Here is a 19111-nt window from a genome sequence, read left to right on the forward strand (position 1 = left end):
TGGTGCCGTCGAAGAGACTCGAACTCTTACGCCTTTCGGCACCGCCCCCTCAAGACGGCGTGTCTACCAATTCCACCACGACGGCGACTGCTTGGATGTTGCGAGGAATGCTTTACCTTTACTTCGGGATGTCCGTCGACTTGGAGTCGGCGGGGGCCGGTGACGCGGGAGCCGAGGAAGCAGGCGCCGCCGGTTTGACATCGGTCTTCAGAGCTTCGGGCGCCTTCGGCACTTCACCGCCGATCGACTGCGTCACCCCGCCCGACTTCCCGGGCACGCCCGAGAAATAGGTCAGGCCGAGGCTCGTCGCGAAGAACACGGCAGCCAGCACCGCGGTCGAGCGCGAAAGGAAATTGGCCGCGCCCGCGGAGCCGAACAGGCTTCCCGCGGAACCGCTGCCGAACGCGGCGCCCATGTCGGCGCCCTTGCCGTGCTGCATGAGCACCAGGGCCGTGATCGAGATCGCGGCCAGCACATGCAAAACGAGTACGACGGTATGCATCTTCTTGCCTTTCAGTTTGCAGCGACGGCTGCGCGCCAGATCGCCACGAAATCTTCCGCCACCAGCGACGCGCCGCCGACCAGTCCTCCGTCGACATTGGGCATCGCGAACAACTCCGCGGCATTCGAGCCCTTCACGCTTCCCCCGTAGAGGATCGGAAGCCTGCCCGCTACCGCCGCATCGCGCGCCGCTACCCGCGCGCGAATGAATGCTTGTGCTTCATCGGCCTGTGCTGACGTGGCCGTCTTTCCGGTTCCGATCGCCCAGACGGGCTCGTAAGCCACGATCGCGCCATCGACTCCTGCCGCGCCCACCTTGTCCAGCAGCGCGTCCACCTGTCGGGCGAGGACCTTCTCGGTCACGCCCTGCTCGCGTTCCGCGAGGGTTTCACCCACGCAGAAGATCGGCGTGAGCCCCGCCCGGCGCGCCGCGATGAATTTCTCCACCACGACCGCATCCGTGTCACCGAAAAGCGTCCGGCGCTCCGAATGCCCCACGATCGCAAGGCTGCAGCCGAATTCCTTCAGCATCGGCCCCGACACTTCGCCGGTGTAGGCCCCCTTGTCATGCGCGCTGACGTCCTGGGAACCCCAGGCCAGCGCCGTTCCTTCCAGGAGGGACTTCACCTGCGACAGGTAAGGAGCCGGCACGCAGACCGCGCACTGCCGATTCCCCGCCTTCTGCACTCCGGGGAGCACCGCTTCGAGGAGGGCCTCATTGGCGGAAAGGCTGCCGTTGAGCTTCCAGTTTCCGACGACGAATTTGGCCCGCATCGCTTGGTGTTCCCTGAAACCAAACGATTTTACCGCGACGCAGCATGGGGGGTCAATTTGGGTGAGCGCCCGCTATTGGGGCCACACCGGGGGTTGACACGTTTCGACATTTCCATAACTATCAAACTATGGACTCAAGCCACGCCGTTCGCGCCCTCAGCGCGCTTTCCCAGGAAACGCGACTCGCCGTCTTTCGATTGCTGGTCCGTGCCGGCTCGGAGGGGCTTGCGGCCGGTCGAATCGCCGAGGCGCTGGGCGTCGCACTCCCCACCCTGTCTTTCCACCTGAAGGAACTTGCGCAGGCGGGTCTCGTGACGAGCCGCGCCCAGTCGCGGTTCGTGATCTACACGGCCGACTACGACCAGATGAGCGCGCTGCTCGGGTTTCTCACCGAGAACTGCTGTCGAGGGATCGCCGCCGCCGACCCCGCGACCGACGCGTGTTGCGAACCTGTCGGCGCTTGCGAAGGAACCCCGTCATGAAGAGAGACCTGTCCGCCCATCCGACCGCGATCCTGGGCGCCGGCCCTGTGGGACTCGCCGCCGCCGCTCACCTCGCCGCGAGAGGGCTGCCGTTCCTCGTGTTCGAGTCGGGCGCGCGCATCGCCGAACACTTTGAATCGACTCGCCACGTCGCGCTCTTTTCCCCCTGGCGCTACAACATCGACAAGGCCGCCCGTGCCCTGCTCACCGCGGAAGGCTGGCTGGAGCCGGAGCTCGACAAGCTTCCCACCTGTGGCGAAGTGATCGATGAGTACCTTCGCCCGCTGTCGCAGCTTCCCGCGATCGCGCCCTTCGTGCGCCTCGAGCATCGCGTGGTTCACGTTGCGCGCGCGGGCTTCGACAAACTCAAGACCGCGGGTCGCGAGCACGCACCCTTCCTTATCCGCGTCACCACCGCGGACGGAACGCGCGATGTCCTCGCCTCCGCCGTCATCGATGCGACCGGCACCTGGTCGACGCCGAACCCTTTGGGCGCGAACGGCCTTCCCGCGGAAGGAGAGCGCGAACACGCCGCTCATTTCGCCTACGGAATGCCCGATGTCCTCGGCACGCAACGTGCGCGCTATGCGGGCAAGCGCGTGCTCGTCGCAGGCGCCGGGCATTCCGCGATCGGAACCCTCATCGCGCTGACGAAGCTCGCTGAAGAGGCGCAAGGTACGGAAGTGCATTGGGCGCTGCGGGGCCACAACTTCGAACGGATCCTGGGCGGTGGTTCCAACGATGGCCTGCCGGCTCGCGGCGCGCTCGGAGCGCGGGTGAAGAACCTGCGCGACACGGGACGCCTCCACGTCCACGCGGACTTCAAGATCTCCGCCGTCCGCTCCGGCGCGCACGGCTTCACGATCGAGGGCATGAAGAACGAATCCGCGCGGTATGCGGTTCACGACATCGAGGAAGTCATCGTCGCCACGGGCGCGCGGCCCGATTTCTCGCTCGCCTCCGAGCTTCGCGTGAAGCTCGACCCGTGGATCGAAAGCACCGAAGCGCTCGCGCCGCTGATCGACCCCAACGTCCACAGCTGCGGTACGGTGCGGCCGCACGGCCATCGCGAGCTCGCCCATCCGGAAAAGGGCTACTACGCGCTCGGCGCGAAGAGCTACGGGCGCGCGACCAACTTCCTGATGGCGACCGGCTTCGAACAGGCGCGGTCGGTCGTGGCAGCGATCGCGGGCGACATGGCCGCGGCGGACGACGTGCAGCTCGAGCTTCCCGAGACCGGCGTGTGTTCCACGCAATGGTCGGAGGATTCGAGCGCGTGCTGCACGAAAGCAGCCAAGGTCGAACCCGCGCCCAAGTCGTCGTGCTGCGGCGGACCCCCGGTGAAGCGCGCCGATGCCTGCTGCGTGAAGGATGAAGTCGCGAAGGACAGTGGCGCATCGGGATGCGGCTGCGGGCCGGCGAAGACACGTGAGACGGGAGAGAAGGCGTCCACTCTTTGAACGCAGTGCCGCGTCTCGGCCCGATGATCTCGATGCTGGGCATCGCCCAGATCGTTTCATGGGGAAGCCTCTTCTACTCGATCGGCGTCCTCGGGCCCGCGATGCGCAAGGACCTGGATGTGAGCGAGCTGTTCCTGTTCACGACGTTCACGGGCAGCCTGCTCGTGTCGGGAACACTGGCTCCCTGGGCTGGACGCATGATCGACAAGCGCGGCGGGCGCTTCGTGCTCTCGGTGGGCTCCATCCTTGCGGTCATTGCCTTCGCGATCCTCGCCGTCGCGAATCATCCGGCCGTTCTCGTGACCGGCTGGCTGGTCGCCGGGGCCGCGATGGCTTGTTGCCTCTACGATCCTGCATTCGCGACGCTGAGCCAGCACACCGGCGACCGATATCGCAAGGCCGTGACTGCGCTGACGCTCTTCGGAGGTTTCGCGAGCACGGTGTTCTGGCCGCTGTCGCACTTGCTGCTGGAAGCCTGGGGCTGGCGTGCAACGCTCGGCATCTACGCCGGCATGCACGCCTTCATGTGTCTACCCATTCACCGAATGTTCGTCCCGAATTACCTGAGCAAGCGGGTCCCGGGGCCTGCAGACAAGACATCCGCCGAAGAAGCCTCGCCAAGGACCGGCGCGGAGCGTGACAGCCGGTTGGCCTGGCTGACGATCAGTTTTGCCTTCGCGACTTTTGTCTTCGGCGTGATCGCAGTACACCTCATCCCACTGCTCACGTCCGCGGGCCTGACTCCGGCGCAGGCCGTCACGGTTTCGATGCTGGTGGGTCCGATGCAGGTTGCCGGCCGCGTGATCGAACTGAGCCTCTCCGGACGCGTACGCGCCGTCACGGTGGGAATCACCGCGTTCGCCTTGATGCTGCTGGCCCTCGTCGCGCTCGTTTCGGTAGAAGGATTCGGCATCGCCGCGATCGTGTTCGTGGTTGCCTACGGCTGCGGCAACGGCGTGCTCACCATCGTGAAGGGCACCGCTCCTGCGGAGATCTTCGGGCGCGAGGGCCTCGGACGCCTGCTCGGCCACCTTTCGAGCGCGGGTTTCTACGCCAAGGCCCTCGCCCCGGCGGCCTTCTCGGGCCTGCTTGCCCTCGGGCTCACCCGCAACGCGGCACTCTCCGCGGTCTCGATGGTGGCCATGGGCGCGATGGCCAGCTACGTGATGGCGTTGCGCCCGCGAGCAGGCCGCCATCCATGAGCCTATTCGAGCGCTACCTCACGCTCTGGGTCGCGATCTGCATCGTCGCCGGCATCGGCCTCGGGCAGGTCTTCCCTGCAGCGTTTGCCGCGATCGGCCGGCTCGAGTACGCGAAGGTGAACCTGCCGGTGGGCGCGCTGATCTGGGTGATGATCGTGCCGATGCTGCTGAAGGTGGACTTCGGCAAGTTGCACGAGGTGGGCGCGCATTGGCGCGGAATCGGCGTGACGTTGTTCATCAACTGGGCCGTCAAGCCGTTCTCGATGGCGCTGCTCGGATGGGTGTTCATCCGCCACCTCTTCTCCCCATGGCTCGCGGCCGACCAGATCGACAGCTACATCGCCGGGCTGATCCTGCTCGCCGCCGCTCCCTGCACCGCGATGGTCTTCGTCTGGAGCGAACTGTGTCGCGGAGACGCGCAGTTCACGCTCTCGCAGGTCGCGCTCAATGACGCGATCATGATCGTGGCGTTCGCACCGATCGTGGCCCTGCTGCTGGGCCTGTCGAGCATCACGATTCCGTGGGACACGCTGTTCGCCTCGGTGGTGCTCTACGTCGTGATCCCGGTCCTGCTGGCGCAGGCCTGGCGCAAGTGGCTTCTTGCGCGAGGCGAGACCGTTTACCGCGCCACCCTCGCGACGCTCGGCCCCTTGTCGATCGGCGCCTTGCTTGCCACGCTCGTCCTGTTATTCGGCTTCCAGGGCGAGGCGATCCTGCGCCAGCCCGTGGTGATCGCGCTGCTCGCGGTGCCGATCCTCTTCCAGGTGTTCTTCAATTCAGGGCTGGCCTACCTGCTCAACCGGCGCCTGGGTGTTGCGCACTGCGTGGCCGGCCCGTCGAGCCTGATCGGCGCGAGCAACTTCTTTGAACTGGCGGTAGCCGCGGCGATCACCCTGTTCGGGCTCAACTCGGGAGCCGCGCTGGCCACCGTGGTGGGCGTCCTCGTCGAAGTGCCGGTGATGCTCGCCGTCGTTCGCGTCGTCGGCAGGACGAAGGACTGGTACGAGCGCGGACTCCCTGGCCGATCCAGGTTGCCATGAGGGCCGCGAGTGCCGGCTCACGACGTTACCGTCACGAAGCCGTCATCCTGCGTTCATAGAATTTCCACTTTCGCCAACGGATCGCCGCAGTCATGACCGAAAGAACCTGGAACGTCCTCTTCCTGTGCACCGGCAACTCCGCGCGCTCGATCCTGGGTGAAGCCATCCTCAACGCGGCGGGCGCAGATCGCTTCAGGGCCTTCAGCGCCGGAAGCTATCCCAACGGCACCGTCAATCCCCTTGCTCTCGAGTTGCTCGCGAAGAACGGAATCCCGGTTGAAGGCCTGCGCAGCAAGAGCTGGGACGAGTTCGCGCGCCCGGATGCGCCTGCGATGAATTTCGTCTTCACCGTCTGCGATTCGGCGGGTGCCGAAGTTTGTCCCGTATGGCCCGGACAACCCGTCACTGCGCATTGGGGGATTCCCGACCCAGCGGCCGTGGATGGCACCGATGACGAGAAGCGAAAGGCATTCCTCGAAGCCTACGCCGTGATGCAGCGGCGAATTTCGCTGTTCACGAACCTCCCGCTTCGCAGCCTCGACCGACTCGCCCTGCAGCAGCGGCTCCGCGAAATCGGCGCGCGATGACGCCGGCGCGCTAGCCGAAGCGGCCCGTGATGTAGTCCTCGGTTTCCTTCTTGTCGGGCTTGAGGAAGATCTTGTCGGTCTGCCCGTACTCCACCAGGTCGCCGAGGTACATGTAGGCGGTGTACGCCGAGACCCGCGCCGCCTGCTGCATGTTGTGCGTGACGATCACGATCGTGAACTCGCCCGAGAGATCCGAGATGAGCTCTTCGATCTTGAGGGTCGAGATCGGATCGAGCGCGGAGGTGGGCTCGTCGAGGAGCAGCACCTGCGGCTTCACCGCGATGCCTCGGGCAATGCACAGGCGCTGCTGCTGGCCGCCCGACAGGCTCATGCCCGATTGCTGCAGCTTGTCCTTCACTTCTTCCCAGAGCGCCGCCTTCTTCAATGCCCACTCGACGCGTTCGTCCATCTGCGGCCGCGAGAGGCGCTCGTGCAGGCGCACGCCGAAGGCGATGTTCTCGTAGATCGACATCGGGAACGGCGTGGGCTTCTGGAAGACCATCCCGACGCGCGCGCGCAGGTCGTAGATGTCGACGTCCTTGTCGAGGATGTTGCGGCCGTCCAGGCGCAGCTCTCCCGCCGCACGCTGCTCGGGATAGAGGTCGTACATGCGGTTGATCGTGCGCAGCAGCGTCGACTTGCCGCAGCCCGACGGGCCGATGAAAGCCGTGACCTCGCCCTTGTAGATGTCGAGGTTGATGTTCTTCAGCGCGTGGAACTTCCCGTAGTAGAAGTTGAAGTCCTTGAACTGGACTTCGGTCTTGAGCGCGGCCTGGGGCGGGACGGAGGCGTCATTCATGGTTTTCTCGCGAACTCAGAGTTTGTTGCGGAACAGCGCGCGCGCCAGGATGTTGATGCCCAGCACGCCCAGCGTGATCAGGAAGACGCCGGCCCACGCGAGCTGTTGCCAATCGGTGAACGGGCTCATCGCGAACTTGAAGATCGTCACCGGCAGGTTCGCCATCGGCTCGGTGAGGTCGACGCTCCAGAACTGGTTCGAGAGCGACGTGAAGAGGAGCGGTGCGGTTTCGCCCGCGATGCGCGCGACCGCGAGCAGGATGCCGGTGACGATACCCGCCTGCGAAGCGCGGATCGTCACCTTCATGATCACCTGCCATTTGTGCGCGCCGAGCGCGTAGACGGCCTCGCGCAGGCTGTTGGGCACGAGCAGCAGCATGTTCTCGGTAGTGCGCACGACCACGGGGATCACGATGAGGGCCAGCGCGATCACGCCCGCGAGCCCGGAGAACTTGCCCACCTGTGCCACGAAGAACGCGTAGACGAAGAGACCGATCACGATCGACGGGGCCGACAGCAGGATGTCGTTGATGAATCGTGTCGCGTTGCCCAGCCAGTCGTTCATCCCGTACTCGGCGAGGTACACGCCCGCGAGGATGCCGATGGGCGTGCCGATGAGTGTCGCGAGACCCACCATGATGAGGCTCCCCACGATCGCGTTCGCAAGGCCACCGGCGGAGCCCGGCGGCGGCGTCATCTCGGTGAAGAGCGTGAGCGAAAGTCCTGAGACGCCCAGCGAGATCGTCGTCCAGAGGATCCACGCGAGCCAGAAGACGCCGAAGGCCATCGCGGCCAGCGAGAGCGCGAGCACGACCTTGTTGGTGAAGTAGCGTCGCTGGTGCAGGTTCATGTCTTCTTGCCCTCGCCCTTGGCCAGCCGCATGAGCAGCAGCTTCGAGGCCGCGAGCACCACGAAGGTGATGAGGAAGAGGATCAGGCCCAGCTCGATCAGCGCGGCGGTGTGCAGGCCGGGGCCGGCTTCGCCGAATTCGTTGGCGAGCGCGGAGGTGATGCTGTTGCCCGGCTCGTTGAGCGACACGCTGTTGAGGAAGTTGGTGTTGCCGATCACGAACGTCACGGCCATCGTCTCGCCCAGCGCGCGGCCCAGGCCGAGCATCACGCCGCCAACCACGCCGATCTTCGTATAGGGCAGCACCACGTTCCAGACCACTTCCCAGGTCGTTCCGCCGACGCCATACGCCGACTCCTTCAACATCGCCGGCGTGACTTCGAACACGTCGCGCATCACGGCCGCGATGAACGGGATGATCATGATCGCGAGGATCACGCCGGCGCAGAGCAGGCCGATGCCCAGCGGCGGCCCGCTGAACAGCTTGCCGAGGACCGGCACCTGCCCGAGCGTCGAATTGAGCGCGGGCTGGATGTACTTCGAGAACATCGGCGCGAAGATGAGCAGGCCCCACATGCCGTAGACGATCGACGGGATCGCGGCGAGGAGCTCGATCGCCGTTCCGAGCGGACGGCGCAGCCACGCAGGCGAAAGCTCCGTGAGAAAGACCGCGATGCCGAAACTCACGGGCACGGCGATGATCAGCGCGATCGCGGAGGTGACGAGCGTGCCGTAGATCGGGATCAGCGCGCCGAAGCGTTCGGCCGGCGGATTCCACTCGCTCGACGTGATGAAGGACAGCCCGAACTTCTGGATCGAGGGCCAGCTTCCGTAGACCAGCGAGATGATGATGCCTGCCAGCATCAGCAGCACGAGGGCCGCAAAGCCCCGCGTCAGGTTCTGGAAGATCGTGTCGCCGAGCGTGGTGTGCTTCACGCGTGACGGACCCGCCGGCGGCCGAGTGGTGGCGCGGCCTTCTTCTCCCAGGGCGCCCCCGGAGAGGGCCGATGCGTCGGTGCTCATGGCAGTGCCTTCGTGCGGGAAGGCCGGACGGTCGCCCGCCCGGCCTTCGGAGGTCGGCGCGGACTCAGCGGGCGGCGTGGACGGTCTTGCCGGAGGCATCCTTGATGTTAGCCCAGGAGGCCATGATCTGTTTCGTCACCGCCTCGGGCAGCGGCACATAGTCGAGGTCCTGGGCCATCTTTGCGCCGTTCTTGTAGGCCCACTCGAAGAACTTGAGCGCCTCGGCGCCCTGCTGCGACTTCTCCTGCTTCACGTGCATCAGGATGAACGTGGCACCCGTGATCGGCCAGGCATCCTTGCCCTTCTGTTCCGTGAGGACCACGCCGAACTTCTCGCCGGCCCAGTCCGCATTCGCGGCGGCCGCCTTGAACGTGAGGTCGTCGGGCTGCACGAAGTGGCCGTCGGCGTTCTTGAGCTGCGCGTGCGCGAGCTTGTTCTGCTTGGCATACGCGTACTCGACGTAACCGATGGCGCCGGGGATGCGCTGCACGAAGGCCGACACGCCCTCGTTGCCCTTGCCGCCCAGGCCGATGGGCCACTGCACCGCGGTGCCCGCGCCCACTTTTTCCTTCCACTCGCCGTTCACCTTCGCGAGGTAATTCGTGAAGATGAACGTGGTGCCCGAGCCGTCGGCGCGGCGCACGACCGCGATCGCCGAATCGGGCAGCGTCACGCCGGGATTCAGGTCGGTGATCGCCTTGTCGTTCCACTTCACGACCTTGCCCAGGTAGATGTTGGCGAGCACATCGCCCGTCATCTTCAGCTGGCCCGGCTGGATGCCGGGGACGTTCACGACCGGCACCACGCCACCGATCACCGTCGGGAATTGCATGAGGCCGTTCTTCTGCAGGTCATCGGCGGACATCACGCCGTCGGAGGCGCCGAAGTCGACCGTCTTGGCGATGATCTGCTTGATGCCGCCGCCCGAACCGATGGACTGGTAGTTGAGCTTGTTGCCCGTGGCCTTGGAGTAGGCATCGGCCCACTTGGAGTAGATCGGGGCCGGGAAGGATGCGCCGGCGCCGGTGATCTCGGCGGCGAGCGCGGGAACTGCGGCGAGGGTCGCCACGAGGGCAACCGCGGCCTGCTTGCGGAGGATGGTAATCATCTGGAACTCCCGGATTGGCAAAAGGAAAAACCTTGCGATGCCGGGAGTTTAGGCAGGCACTGTGACAGGCCCGTGACAGGCGATCAGGCGGCGGCGGCTTGGTCGGCGGCGCGAACGGCCGCGGCAATGTCATCGGCGAGGCGGGAAACACGCGCGCCGTCCTCGCCTTCCACCATCACGCGCAGGACCGGCTCGGTGCCCGAGGGACGCAGCAGCACGCGGCCACGCCCGGCGAGCGAGGCTTCCGCCGCGGCGATCGCCTCGCGCACGAGCGGCGCCTGGACATCGAAGGCCCGCGCGAGCTTCACGTTCACGAGCTTCTGCGGGAACAGCGTGAGATCGCGCGTGAGGTCGCCGAGGGTCTGGCCGGTCGCGACCAGCGCGGCGAGGACCTGCAGCGCGGAGATGATCGCGTCGCCGGTCGAATGGCGGTCGAGGCAAAGGAGATGGCCGGAGTTCTCGCCGCCGCACTCCCAGCCTTTTTCCACCAGCAGCTCGAGCACGTAGCGATCGCCGACCTTGGCGCGCTCGAAGCCGATCTTCATCTCGCGCAGGCGCTGCTCGAGCGCGAAGTTGGTCATCAGCGTGCCCACCACGCCCCCGCGCAACACGCCGGTCGCATGGCGATGCTTCACGATCGCATAGAGGAGCTGGTCGCCGTCGAAGAGACGGCCATCGTGATCGGCCATGGCCAGGCGATCGCCGTCGCCATCGAACGCGATGCCGAAATCGGCCTGGTGCTCGACCACGGCCTTCGCGAGCGTCTGCGGCGAGGTCGCGCCGAAACCGGCGTTGATGTTCGTGCCGTTGGGCCGGTCGCCGATCGCGACCACTTCGGCGCCGAGCTCCTGGAAGACGCGCGGACCGACGCGATAGTTGGAGCCGTGCGCGCAATCGACGACCAGCTTCACCCCGCGCAGCGAGCGCTCCTTCGGGAACGTCTGCTTGCAGAACTCGAGGTAGCGGCCCTCGGCGTCGTGCACGCGCTCGGCCTTGCCGAGGCTCGCGGGCGCAGGCGGCGTCATCGGCTCGGTGAGCGCGGCCTCGATCTCGCTTTCCACGGCGTCGGGCAACTTCACGCCCTCGGCCGAGAAGAACTTGATGCCGTTGTCTTCGAACGGGTTATGCGAGGCGGAAATCATGATGCCCGCGGACAGGCGCAACGCGCGCGTGAGGAACGCGACCGCGGGCGTGGGCATGGGGCCGAGCAGCAGCGTGTCCACGCCGGCCGTCGAGAGCCCCGCTTCGAGCGCGGACTCGAGCATGTAGCCCGAAAGCCTTGTGTCCTTGCCGATGAGCACCGCGGGACGGTCGCGATGCGGGGGTGCCACGTCGGCGCGCGAGAGCACCTTGCCCGCGGCGTAACCGAGCCGGAGGACGAAGTCCGGCGTGATCGGCGCGATGCCGACCCTGCCGCGAATGCCATCCGTGCCGAAGTATTTGCGAGTCATTTTTTCGGGGGAGCGATGGGACAGTTCAGGCCGAGCCAAACCCTGAGCGCATCGACCGTTTCCTTGACGTCGTGCACGCGCACGAGGCTCGCGCCATTCTGCACGGCGAGCAGGGCCGCCGCAACGCTGCCCGCGACGCGCTCGGCGACGGGGCGCCCCGTGAGATCGCCGATCAGGCGCTTGCGCGATACACCGACGAGAACCGGGTAACCGAGCGCCGCGAGTCGCGGCAACCCGCGAAACAGCGCCAGGTTGTGCTCGAGTGTCTTGCCGAAACCGAAACCGGGATCGAGCACGATGGATTCGCGTGCGACGCCGGCTGCTTCCAGCGCGAGCGCACGTTCCGACAGGAATGCGGCCACTTCCGCGAGCACGTCGCCGTAGCGCGGATCGGCCTGCATCGTCGCGGGCTTTCCCTGCATGTGCATCGCGCAGACGGCGGCTTTCGAAGCGGCGACCGCCTCGATCGCGCCGGGCGCGCGAAAGCCGTTCACGTCGTTCACCATCGCACAGCCCGCATCGAGCGCGGCGCGCATGACTTCAGGCTTGAGCGTATCGACCGACACCGGCACGTTCTCGCGAACCAAAGCCTCCACGACAGGGATTACCCGTCGCAGCTCTTCATCGAGAGGAACCGGTAGCGCGCCGGGACGCGTGGACTCGCCGCCGACATCGACGAGGTCCGCGCCTTCTTCACGAAGACGCAGCCCGTGGTCGATCGCGCGAGTGGTTTCGAGGAACAGGCCGCCGTCGGAAAAGGAATCCGCGGTGACGTTGACCACCCCCATGACGAGGGGGCGGTCGAGGGCGAGCGAATGCTCGCCGCAGCGCAGGACCGTCAGGCGCTCTCCGCCGGCGTGGGAGCCGGAGGGGCCGCGGTGCCACCGCGCGGGCCGCTGTCGGGCGGGGTGGGCTTCTGGACCGGCTTGGGCGGACGCGGCGACTTGCCGGCCATGATGTCGGCGATCTGGTTCGAGTCGATCGTCTCCCACTCGAGCAGCGCCGCGGTCATGGCCTCGACCTTGTCGCGGTTCTCGGTGAGGATCTTCTTCGCGAGCGCGTACTGCTCGTCGATGATCCGGCGGATCTCCTGATCGACCTTCTGCATGGTCGCGTCCGACATGTTCTTGTGCGTCGTGATCGAACGGCCGAGGAAGACCTCGCCTTCGTTCTCGCCGTAGACCATCGGGCCGAGCGCATCCGACATGCCGTAGCGCGTGACCATCTCGCGGGCGATGTTCGTGGCCCGTTCGAAGTCATTGGACGCACCCGTCGACACGTTGCCCACGAAGATCTCCTCGGCCACGCGGCCGCCGAAGAGCATCGCGATCTGCGCGAGCATCTGGTCCTTGTACAGGCTGAAGCGGTCCACCTCGGGCATCGCCCACGTCACGCCCAGCGCGCGGCCGCGCGGGATCACGGTGACCTTGTGCACGGGATCGCATCCCGGAAGGCTGCTGCCGATGATCGCGTGCCCCGACTCGTGGTACGCGGTCTTCTTCTTGTCTTCGGGCGTGATCACCATGGACTTGCGCGCCGCACCCATGTAGATCTTGTCCTTGGCCTCTTCGAAGTCGTCCATGTCGACGAGGCGCTTCTGCCCGCGCGCGGCGAACAGCGCCGCTTCGTTCACGATGTTGGCGAGGTCCGCGCCGGACATGCCGGGCGTGCCGCGCGCGATGATGTTCGCATCCACGTCGGGCGCGATCGGAACCTTGCGCATGTGGACGAGGAGGATCTGCTCGCGGCCGCGGATGTCCGGGAGCGGCACCACGACCTGGCGGTCGAAGCGGCCCGGGCGCATCAGCGCGGGATCGAGCACGTCGGGGCGGTTCGTGGCGGCGACGACGATCACGCCCGAGTTGCCCTCGAAGCCATCCATCTCGACGAGGAGTTGGTTGAGCGTCTGCTCGCGCTCGTCGTTGCCACCGCCGAGGCCCGCGCCGCGCTGGCGGCCGACCGCGTCGATTTCGTCGATGAACACGATGCACGGCGCGTTCTTCTTCGCCTGCTCGAACATGTCGCGCACGCGCGCGGCACCGACGCCGACGAACATCTCGACGAAGTCCGAGCCCGAGATCGAGAAGAACGGCACCTTCGCCTCGCCCGCGATCGCGCGCGCGAGGAGCGTCTTGCCCGTGCCGGGGTTGCCCACCATCAGCACGCCGCGCGGAATGCGGCCGCCGAGTTTCTGGAACTTGGTGGGATCGCGCAGGAAGTCGACGAGCTCGCCGACTTCTTCCTTGGCTTCATCCACGCCCGCCACGTCGGCGAACGTGACCTGGTTCTGGTTTTCGTCGAGCATGCGCGCGCGGCTCTTGCCGAACGAGAACGCGCCGCCGCGGCCGCCGCCCTGCATCTGGCGCATGAAGAAGATCCACACGCCGATGAGCAGCAGCATCGGGAACCACGAAACGAAGATGTTCATGAGGAGCGAGGGCTCCTCTTCGGCCTTGACCTCGACCTTGACGCCGGCCTTCATGAGATCGCCGACCATCCAGGGGTCCATGAATCCGGGCGAGTAGACCGTGTAGGTCTTGGCGTCGCGGCCGGTCACCTTGAGCGTGCGGTTGCCGTCGAGCTTCACCTTCTCGACACGGCCCTGGCGCGCTTCGTCCATGAACGTCGTGTAGTCCACGACACCCGCACCCGCCTGGCGGCTGCCGACCTGCATGAAGACCATCGTGAGGATCACGCCGATCACAAGCCAGACCATCACGGTACGGAGGGTGTTGTTCAAGTGCGTGTCCTTTGGCGGGGAAAGCTGCTGCGAATCAGGGAGATACGGGGCCGACCACTATAGCAAAGTTCGGGTGACGGACCGCTAATTCAAGGGGGTGGCGCGAAGGTTTCTCGCCAGGAGGTAAAGCTCGGCACTTTCGTCGCGCGATGCGTCCGGTTTTCGGACCGCGACCTTCTCGAAACGGTCCTTCAGCGACTTGAAGAACTCCTGGTAACCCTCGCCTTGAAATACTTTGACCAGGAAGGCGCCGTCGCGTTTCAGGTGTTCCAGAGCGAAATCCCGCGCGAGCTCCGCGAGCGCCATGGAGCGGACCTGGTCGGAGTGGGGAATTCCCGACATGTTGGGCGACATGTCGGACAACACGAGGTCGGCCTTGCGGCCGCCCAGCGCGGTCGCGAGCGCGGCCAGCCCATCGTTACGGGTGAAATCGCCGCGGATGAAGGTGACCCCCCGAATCTCACCCATTTCGAGCAGGTCGATGGCGACCACCTTGCCCTGGTCGCCCGCCTTCTTGCCCAGGACCTGCGACCAGCCGCCGGGCGCGGAGCCCAGGTCGACCGCGACGATGTTGGGCTTGAGGATCTTGTCCTTCTCGTCGATCTCGGTGAGCTTGTAGGCCGCGCGCGAGCGAAAACCCTCGCGCTTGGACCGCTTCACGTAGGGGTCGTCGATGTGGCGCCGCAGCCAGAGCTTGGAGGAAGGTGATTTCTTCAAAGGACTAATGCAAAGGCGGGAACACAGATGAACACAGATAAAGGCGGATGAACACAGATAGGGCTATGAGAGGGAAAAGCAGCGTCCCTATTTGCCGGCGCGGTGTACGACGATTGCGCTGCCCTGACCCTTCCTGCTCTGTCTGTGTTCATCCGCCTTTATCTGTGTTCATCTGTGTTCCGGGGTTAGGGGGTTTATTGAATATACTGCCGCGATGAATCCCCTCACGTCCAAGCGCCGCAGCGAGCTGCGCGCCGAAGCCCACAAGCTCTCGCCCGTCGTGCTGATCGGCGACAAGGGCCTCACCGAATCCGTGGTCCGGGAAACCGACCGCGCGCTCTCCGCCCATGAGCTGATCAAGGTGCGCGCATCCACGAACGACCGCGAAGCGCGCTCCGCGTGGATGGCCGAGCTCTGCGAAAAGCTCTCGGCGCACGCCGTGCAGGAAATCGGCAAGGTGCTCGTGCTCTACCGCGAGAACCCGGAGAAGGCGCTGCCCAAGCCGGCGAAGACACCCGCCGCAAGGCCCGCCCGCAAGCCCCCGCGCGAGCCGCGCAAGGAACCCGTCGCCACCAAGAAGAAGATGGGAAAGCGGACCTCGCTATGGACCAAGAAGCCGAGGGATCCGAACGCCCCGCCTAAAGGTATTTTACGTCCACGATCTCGAGCTGCTTCACCCCGCCCGGCGTCCGGACCTCTGCGACGTCGCCCGCGTACTTCCCGATAAGGGCCTTCGCGATCGGCGAGGAGTAGGAGATCTTCCCGAGCTTGATGTCGGCTTCGTCCTCGCCGACGATCTGGTAGGTCGATTCTTCCTTCGCCTCGGTGTCCATCAGGTCCACCGTCGAGCCGAAGACCACGCGCCCGTCGTCATCGAGCAGCGCCGGATCGATGATCTGCGCGTTCGAAAGCTTGCCTTCGAGCTCGAGGATGCGGCCCTCGATGAAGCCCTGGCGCTCGCGCGCGGCGTCGTACTCCGCGTTCTCAGAGAGATCGCCATGGGCTCTCGCCTCCGCGATCGCGGTGATCACCGCGGGGCGCTCCACCGACTTGAGCTTTTGCAGTTCGACGCGGAGAAGTTCCGCGCCGGCGAGCGTGATCGGGATCTTGGCCATTTAGAGGGTCGCATGCAGTGATTGGATATCGTAGGCGCGCATTTCCTCGAGGTGCTGCATGCCCACGCAGGCAGCGCGAGCGCCGGCGATGGTCGTGTAATAGGTGACGCGGTTCTGGAGCGCGGAGTTGCGGATCGACCAGGAGTCCTGGATCGAGCGGCGATCCTCCTCGACGGTGTTCACGATCAGGCTGATCTCGCGGTTCTTCACCATGTCGACGATGTGGGGACGCCCCTCCATCACCTTGTTGACCGGCTGGACCTTGAGGCCTGCCTTCTCCAGCGCGGCGGCCGTGCCCTTGGTAGCGACGATCGAGAAGCCCAGGGCCTGCAGTGTGCGCGCGATCTCGATCAGCTTCGGCTTGTCCCCGTCACGCACGGAGAGGAAAGCGCGGCCGCCCGTGGGCAGCTTCACGCCGGCGCCGAGCTGGCTCTTCACGAAGGCTTCCGCGAAGGTTGCGCCCACGCCCATCACTTCGCCGGTCGACTTCATCTCGGGACCGAGGATCGTGTCCACCCCCGGGAACTTGATGAAGGGGAATACCGCTTCCTTCACGCAGTAGTAAGGCGGCACGATTTCCTTCGTGAACTTCTGCGACCGGAGTGACTGGCCGACCATGCAGCGCGCGGCGATCTTCGCGAGCGGCTGGCCGATCGCCTTCGATACAAAGGGAACCGTGCGCGAGGCGCGCGGATTCACTTCCAGCACGTAGACCTTGTCGTCCTGGATCGCGAACTGCACGTTCATGAGGCCCACGACGTTGAGGCCCCGGGCCATCGCGACCGTCTGGCGGCGCAGCTCGTCCTTGAGCTTCTCCGAGAGGCTGAAGGGCGGAAGCGAACACGCCGAATCGCCCGAGTGCACGCCCGCCTGCTCGATGTGCTCCATGATCCCGCCGATCACGACGTCCTTGCCGTCGGAGACGGCATCGACATCGACCTCGATCGCATCGTTGAGGAAGCGGTCGATGAGCACCGGCGAATCGTTCGAGACCTTCACCGCGGCCTTCATGTAGCGCACCAGCTCGCTCTCGGCGTGGACGATCTCCATCGCGCGGCCGCCCAGCACGTACGAGGGGCGCACCACCACCGGATAGCCGATTTCCTTGGCCGCCTCGAGCGCCGCCTCGGGCGTGCGCGCGGTGCGGTTGGGCGGCTGCAGGAGCTTCAGCTCGTGGAGCATCTGCTGGAAGCGTTCGCGGTCCTCGGCCTTGTCGATCGAATCGGGCGTGGTGCCGATGATCGGCACGCCCGCCGCTTCGAGGTCGCGCGCGAGCTTGAGCGGCGTCTGGCCGCCGAACTGCACGATCACGCCCACGGGTTTTTCCTTCGCGACGATCTCGAGCACGTCTTCGAGCGTGAGCGGTTCGAAATAGAGGCGGTCCGAGGTGTCGTAGTCGGTCGAGACGGTCTCGGGATTGCAGTTGACCATAATGGTCTCGTAGCCGTCTTCGCGAAGTGCCAGCGCGGCATGGACGCAGCAATAGTCGAACTCGATGCCCTGGCCGATGCGGTTGGGACCGCCGCCGAGCACCATGATCTTGCGATTGTTCGTCGGTTCCGACTCGTCTTCCTCGTCGTACGTCGAGTACATGTAGGCCGTGCCGGTCGCGAACTCCGCGGCGCACGTATCCACGCGCTTGTAGACGGGGCGCACACCGAGCGCGTGGCGCTTCTTGCGCACTTCGTGCTCGTTGGTCTTCCACAGGTGCGCGAGGCGGCGGTCGGAGAAGCCCTTGCGCTTGAGCGCGTACAGCTCCTTCTCGCCGAAGTCCGCGAGGGTCTTCTTCTCGATCTCGAGCTCGGTCTTCACCAGGTCCTCGATCTCGGCGAGGAACCAGCGGTCGATCTTCGTGAACCTGTGGATGTCCTCGATGCTCATGCCCACGCCGAAGGCGTCCGCCACGTACCACAACCGTTCCGCGCGCGGGTAGGCGAGCTCGTCCTCGATCTTTTCCATGTCGACGGTCTTCAGGTTGAAGCCATCGACGCCGACTTCGAGGCCGCGCAGCGCCTTCTGCAGCGATTCCTGGAAGTTGCGACCGATCGCCATCACCTCGCCCACGCTCTTCATCTGCGTGGTGAGACGGTCATCGGCCTGCGGGAATTTCTCGAACGCGAAGCGCGGCACCTTCGTCACCACGTAGTCGATGGTGGGCTCGAAGGAGGCCGGGGTCGCGCCGCCGGTGATGTCGTTCTTCAGCTCGTCGAGCGTGTAGCCCACGGCGAGCTTCGCCGCGATCTTCGCGATCGGGAATCCCGTGGCCTTCGACGCGAGCGCCGAGGAGCGCGACACGCGCGGGTTCATCTCGATGATGACCATGCGCCCGTCGTCCGGGTTGATCGCGAACTGCACGTTCGAGCCGCCGGTTTCCACCCCGATCTCGCGCAGGCACGCGATCGAGGCGTTGCGCATGATCTGGTATTCCTTGTCGGTGAGCGTCTGCGCCGGCGCCACCGTGATCGAGTCGCCCGTGTGCACTCCCATCGGGTCCAGGTTCTCGATCGAGCAGATGATGATGCAGTTGTCCTTCACGTCGCGGACGACTTCCATCTCGAACTCTTTCCACCCGAGCACCGACTCCTCGATGAGGAGCTCCTTGGTGGGGGACGCATCGAGCCCGCGCTCGCAGATGGCGACGAACTCCTCCATGTTGTAAGCGATGCCCCCGCCCGTGCCGCCGAGCGTGAACGAAGGACGGATCACGGTGGGGAAGCCCACCATCGATTGCACCTGGAGCGCTTCCTCGAGCGAGTGCGCCGCCGCCGAGCGCGCGCTCTCCAGGCCGATCTTGGTCATCGCCTTCTTGAACTTCTCCCGGTCCTCGGCCTTGTCGATCGCTTCCTTCTTCGCGCCGATCATCTCGACGTTGAACTTGTCGAGCACGCCGTTCTTCGCGAGGTCGAGCGCGCAGTTGAGCGCGGTCTGCCCGCCCATCGTCGGCAGCAGCGCGTCGGGCCGCTCCTTCTCGATGATCTTCGCGACCATCTGCCAGGTGATGGGCTCGATGTAGGTGACGTCGGCCATCTCCGGGTCGGTCATGATCGTGGCCGGGTTGGAATTCACCAGGATCACACGGTAGCCCTCGTCGCGCAGCGCCTTGCAGGCCTGCGCGCCGGAGTAATCGAACTCGCACGCCTGGCCGATCACGATCGGGCCGGCACCGATGATGAGGACGCTCTTGATGTCGGTTCGCTTGGGCATGCGCGCTAGAGCAAAGGCGTCCGCAGATAAACGCAGATAAACGCAGATGAAATCGGGTTC

The 19111-nt window shown here is 65.6% G+C and carries 18 protein-coding genes and 1 tRNA gene; 6 read left to right on the plus strand and 13 right to left on the minus strand.

Translation table 11 applies throughout. The features are described from left to right. The 3 genes from DSM104440_RS14685 to tpiA all read right to left on the minus strand — a co-directional run bounded on the left by DSM104440_RS14685 (window position 1) and on the right by tpiA (window position 1275). Window positions 1-85: transfer RNA gene (locus DSM104440_RS14685), tRNA-Leu, on the minus strand. Between the two features lie 33 nt (window positions 86-118). Beyond that, complete coding sequence (secG, locus tag DSM104440_RS14690) at window positions 119-502, minus strand: preprotein translocase subunit SecG (RefSeq protein WP_171163914.1); 384 nt, start codon at window positions 500-502, stop codon at window positions 119-121. Window positions 503-513: 11 nt separating this feature from the next. After that, window positions 514-1275, minus strand: coding sequence for a triose-phosphate isomerase (tpiA, locus tag DSM104440_RS14695; RefSeq protein ID WP_171163915.1), 762 nt, complete (start codon window positions 1273-1275; stop codon window positions 514-516). Between the two features lie 128 nt (window positions 1276-1403). On the opposite strand from tpiA, the gene DSM104440_RS14700 reads away from it, so the two are divergent. From DSM104440_RS14700 to DSM104440_RS14720, 5 genes are all read left to right on the plus strand, one after another. Then, a complete protein-coding gene (locus tag DSM104440_RS14700; protein ID WP_171163916.1) occupies window positions 1404-1757 on the plus strand; it encodes an ArsR/SmtB family transcription factor in 354 nt (117 codons plus the stop codon). Next, entirely contained in the window at window positions 1754-3217 is a 1464-nt protein-coding gene (locus tag DSM104440_RS14705; protein ID WP_171163917.1) for an NAD(P)-binding domain-containing protein, read from the plus strand. Before DSM104440_RS14700 ends, DSM104440_RS14705 begins: the two co-directional genes overlap by 4 nt. 23 nt (window positions 3218-3240) lie before the next feature. Then, on the plus strand, window positions 3241-4419 hold the full coding sequence (locus DSM104440_RS14710) for an MFS transporter (protein ID WP_212758090.1): 1179 nt from the start codon (window positions 3241-3243) through the stop codon (window positions 4417-4419). Further along, window positions 4416-5459 (plus strand): ACR3 family arsenite efflux transporter, encoded by a 1044-nt coding sequence (arsB, locus tag DSM104440_RS14715; RefSeq protein ID WP_171163919.1) that lies wholly within the window; start codon window positions 4416-4418, stop codon window positions 5457-5459. Before DSM104440_RS14710 ends, arsB begins: the two co-directional genes overlap by 4 nt. 92 nt (window positions 5460-5551) lie before the next feature. Beyond that, window positions 5552-6046 (plus strand): arsenate reductase ArsC, encoded by a 495-nt coding sequence (locus tag DSM104440_RS14720; protein WP_171163921.1) that lies wholly within the window; start codon window positions 5552-5554, stop codon window positions 6044-6046. A 10-nt stretch (window positions 6047-6056) separates the two neighbouring features. Here the strand turns inward: DSM104440_RS14720 and pstB are convergent, their stop codons facing one another. From pstB to DSM104440_RS14760, 8 genes are all read right to left on the minus strand, one after another. After that, window positions 6057-6845 (minus strand): phosphate ABC transporter ATP-binding protein PstB, encoded by a 789-nt coding sequence (pstB, locus tag DSM104440_RS14725; RefSeq protein ID WP_171163923.1) that lies wholly within the window; start codon window positions 6843-6845, stop codon window positions 6057-6059. 15 nt (window positions 6846-6860) lie between these two features. Further along, a complete protein-coding gene (gene pstA / locus DSM104440_RS14730) occupies window positions 6861-7694 on the minus strand; it encodes a phosphate ABC transporter permease PstA (protein ID WP_171163925.1) in 834 nt (277 codons plus the stop codon). Then, complete coding sequence (pstC, locus tag DSM104440_RS14735) at window positions 7691-8716, minus strand: phosphate ABC transporter permease PstC (protein ID WP_171163927.1); 1026 nt, start codon at window positions 8714-8716, stop codon at window positions 7691-7693. The genes pstA and pstC overlap by 4 nt, the downstream gene beginning before the upstream one ends. Window positions 8717-8780: 64 nt before the next feature. Next, window positions 8781-9824, minus strand: a complete 1044-nt coding sequence (pstS, locus tag DSM104440_RS14740; RefSeq protein ID WP_171163929.1) for a phosphate ABC transporter substrate-binding protein PstS — start codon at window positions 9822-9824, stop codon at window positions 8781-8783. Window positions 9825-9907: 83 nt separating this feature from the next. After that, window positions 9908-11275, minus strand: a complete 1368-nt coding sequence (glmM, locus tag DSM104440_RS14745; RefSeq protein WP_171163931.1) for a phosphoglucosamine mutase — start codon at window positions 11273-11275, stop codon at window positions 9908-9910. Next, window positions 11272-12063 carry a dihydropteroate synthase gene (gene folP / locus DSM104440_RS14750; RefSeq protein WP_171163933.1) on the minus strand — a complete coding sequence of 264 codons (792 nt, stop codon included), beginning with the start codon at window positions 12061-12063 and terminating at the stop codon, window positions 11272-11274. The genes glmM and folP overlap by 4 nt, the downstream gene beginning before the upstream one ends. Before the next feature lie 50 nt (window positions 12064-12113). Beyond that, window positions 12114-14015: an ATP-dependent zinc metalloprotease FtsH gene (ftsH, locus tag DSM104440_RS14755; RefSeq protein WP_171163935.1), complete on the minus strand. Its 1902-nt coding sequence runs from the start codon at window positions 14013-14015 to the stop codon at window positions 12114-12116. Window positions 14016-14099: 84 nt separating this feature from the next. Further along, entirely contained in the window at window positions 14100-14732 is a 633-nt protein-coding gene (locus tag DSM104440_RS14760) for an RlmE family RNA methyltransferase (RefSeq protein WP_171163937.1), read from the minus strand. Window positions 14733-14946: 214 nt separating this feature from the next. Here DSM104440_RS14760 and yhbY point away from each other — a divergent pair, with 214 nt between their 5' ends. Then, on the plus strand, window positions 14947-15459 hold the full coding sequence (yhbY, locus tag DSM104440_RS14765; protein ID WP_171163939.1) for a ribosome assembly RNA-binding protein YhbY: 513 nt from the start codon (window positions 14947-14949) through the stop codon (window positions 15457-15459). Here yhbY and greA read toward each other — a convergent pair. Both greA and carB read right to left on the minus strand, forming a co-directional pair. Continuing rightward, a complete protein-coding gene (gene greA, locus DSM104440_RS14770) occupies window positions 15371-15847 on the minus strand; it encodes a transcription elongation factor GreA (protein WP_171163941.1) in 477 nt (158 codons plus the stop codon). The genes yhbY and greA overlap by 89 nt on opposite strands. Beyond that, on the minus strand, window positions 15848-19051 hold the full coding sequence (carB, locus tag DSM104440_RS14775) for a carbamoyl-phosphate synthase large subunit (protein WP_171163944.1): 3204 nt from the start codon (window positions 19049-19051) through the stop codon (window positions 15848-15850). Window positions 19052-19111 lie beyond the last annotated feature (60 nt).

Origin of the sequence: Usitatibacter palustris, from assembly GCF_013003985.1 — a bacterium.
Lineage (GTDB): Bacteria > Pseudomonadota > Gammaproteobacteria > Burkholderiales > Usitatibacteraceae > Usitatibacter > Usitatibacter palustris.

What these genes read in the sequence shown, in the direction of transcription:
- secG (WP_171163914.1), bottom strand. Translation starts at nt 502, where the DNA reads ATGCATACCGTCGTACTCGTTTTGCATGTGCTGGCCGCGATCTCGATC.
- tpiA (WP_171163915.1), bottom strand. Translation starts at nt 1,275, where the DNA reads ATGCGGGCCAAATTCGTCGTCGGAAACTGGAAGCTCAACGGCAGCCTT.
- DSM104440_RS14700 (WP_171163916.1), top strand. Translation starts at nt 1,404, where the DNA reads ATGGACTCAAGCCACGCCGTTCGCGCCCTCAGCGCGCTTTCCCAGGAA.
- DSM104440_RS14705 (WP_171163917.1), top strand. Translation starts at nt 1,754, where the DNA reads ATGAAGAGAGACCTGTCCGCCCATCCGACCGCGATCCTGGGCGCCGGC.
- DSM104440_RS14710 (WP_212758090.1), top strand. Translation starts at nt 3,241, where the DNA reads ATGATCTCGATGCTGGGCATCGCCCAGATCGTTTCATGGGGAAGCCTC.
- arsB (WP_171163919.1), top strand. Translation starts at nt 4,416, where the DNA reads ATGAGCCTATTCGAGCGCTACCTCACGCTCTGGGTCGCGATCTGCATC.
- DSM104440_RS14720 (WP_171163921.1), top strand. Translation starts at nt 5,552, where the DNA reads ATGACCGAAAGAACCTGGAACGTCCTCTTCCTGTGCACCGGCAACTCC.
- pstB (WP_171163923.1), bottom strand. Translation starts at nt 6,845, where the DNA reads ATGAATGACGCCTCCGTCCCGCCCCAGGCCGCGCTCAAGACCGAAGTC.
- pstA (WP_171163925.1), bottom strand. Translation starts at nt 7,694, where the DNA reads ATGAACCTGCACCAGCGACGCTACTTCACCAACAAGGTCGTGCTCGCG.
- pstC (WP_171163927.1), bottom strand. Translation starts at nt 8,716, where the DNA reads ATGAGCACCGACGCATCGGCCCTCTCCGGGGGCGCCCTGGGAGAAGAA.
- pstS (WP_171163929.1), bottom strand. Translation starts at nt 9,824, where the DNA reads ATGATTACCATCCTCCGCAAGCAGGCCGCGGTTGCCCTCGTGGCGACC.
- glmM (WP_171163931.1), bottom strand. Translation starts at nt 11,275, where the DNA reads ATGACTCGCAAATACTTCGGCACGGATGGCATTCGCGGCAGGGTCGGC.
- folP (WP_171163933.1), bottom strand. Translation starts at nt 12,063, where the DNA reads ATGGGGGTGGTCAACGTCACCGCGGATTCCTTTTCCGACGGCGGCCTG.
- yhbY (WP_171163939.1), top strand. Translation starts at nt 14,947, where the DNA reads ATGAATCCCCTCACGTCCAAGCGCCGCAGCGAGCTGCGCGCCGAAGCC.
- greA (WP_171163941.1), bottom strand. Translation starts at nt 15,847, where the DNA reads ATGGCCAAGATCCCGATCACGCTCGCCGGCGCGGAACTTCTCCGCGTC.
- carB (WP_171163944.1), bottom strand. Translation starts at nt 19,051, where the DNA reads ATGCCCAAGCGAACCGACATCAAGAGCGTCCTCATCATCGGTGCCGGC.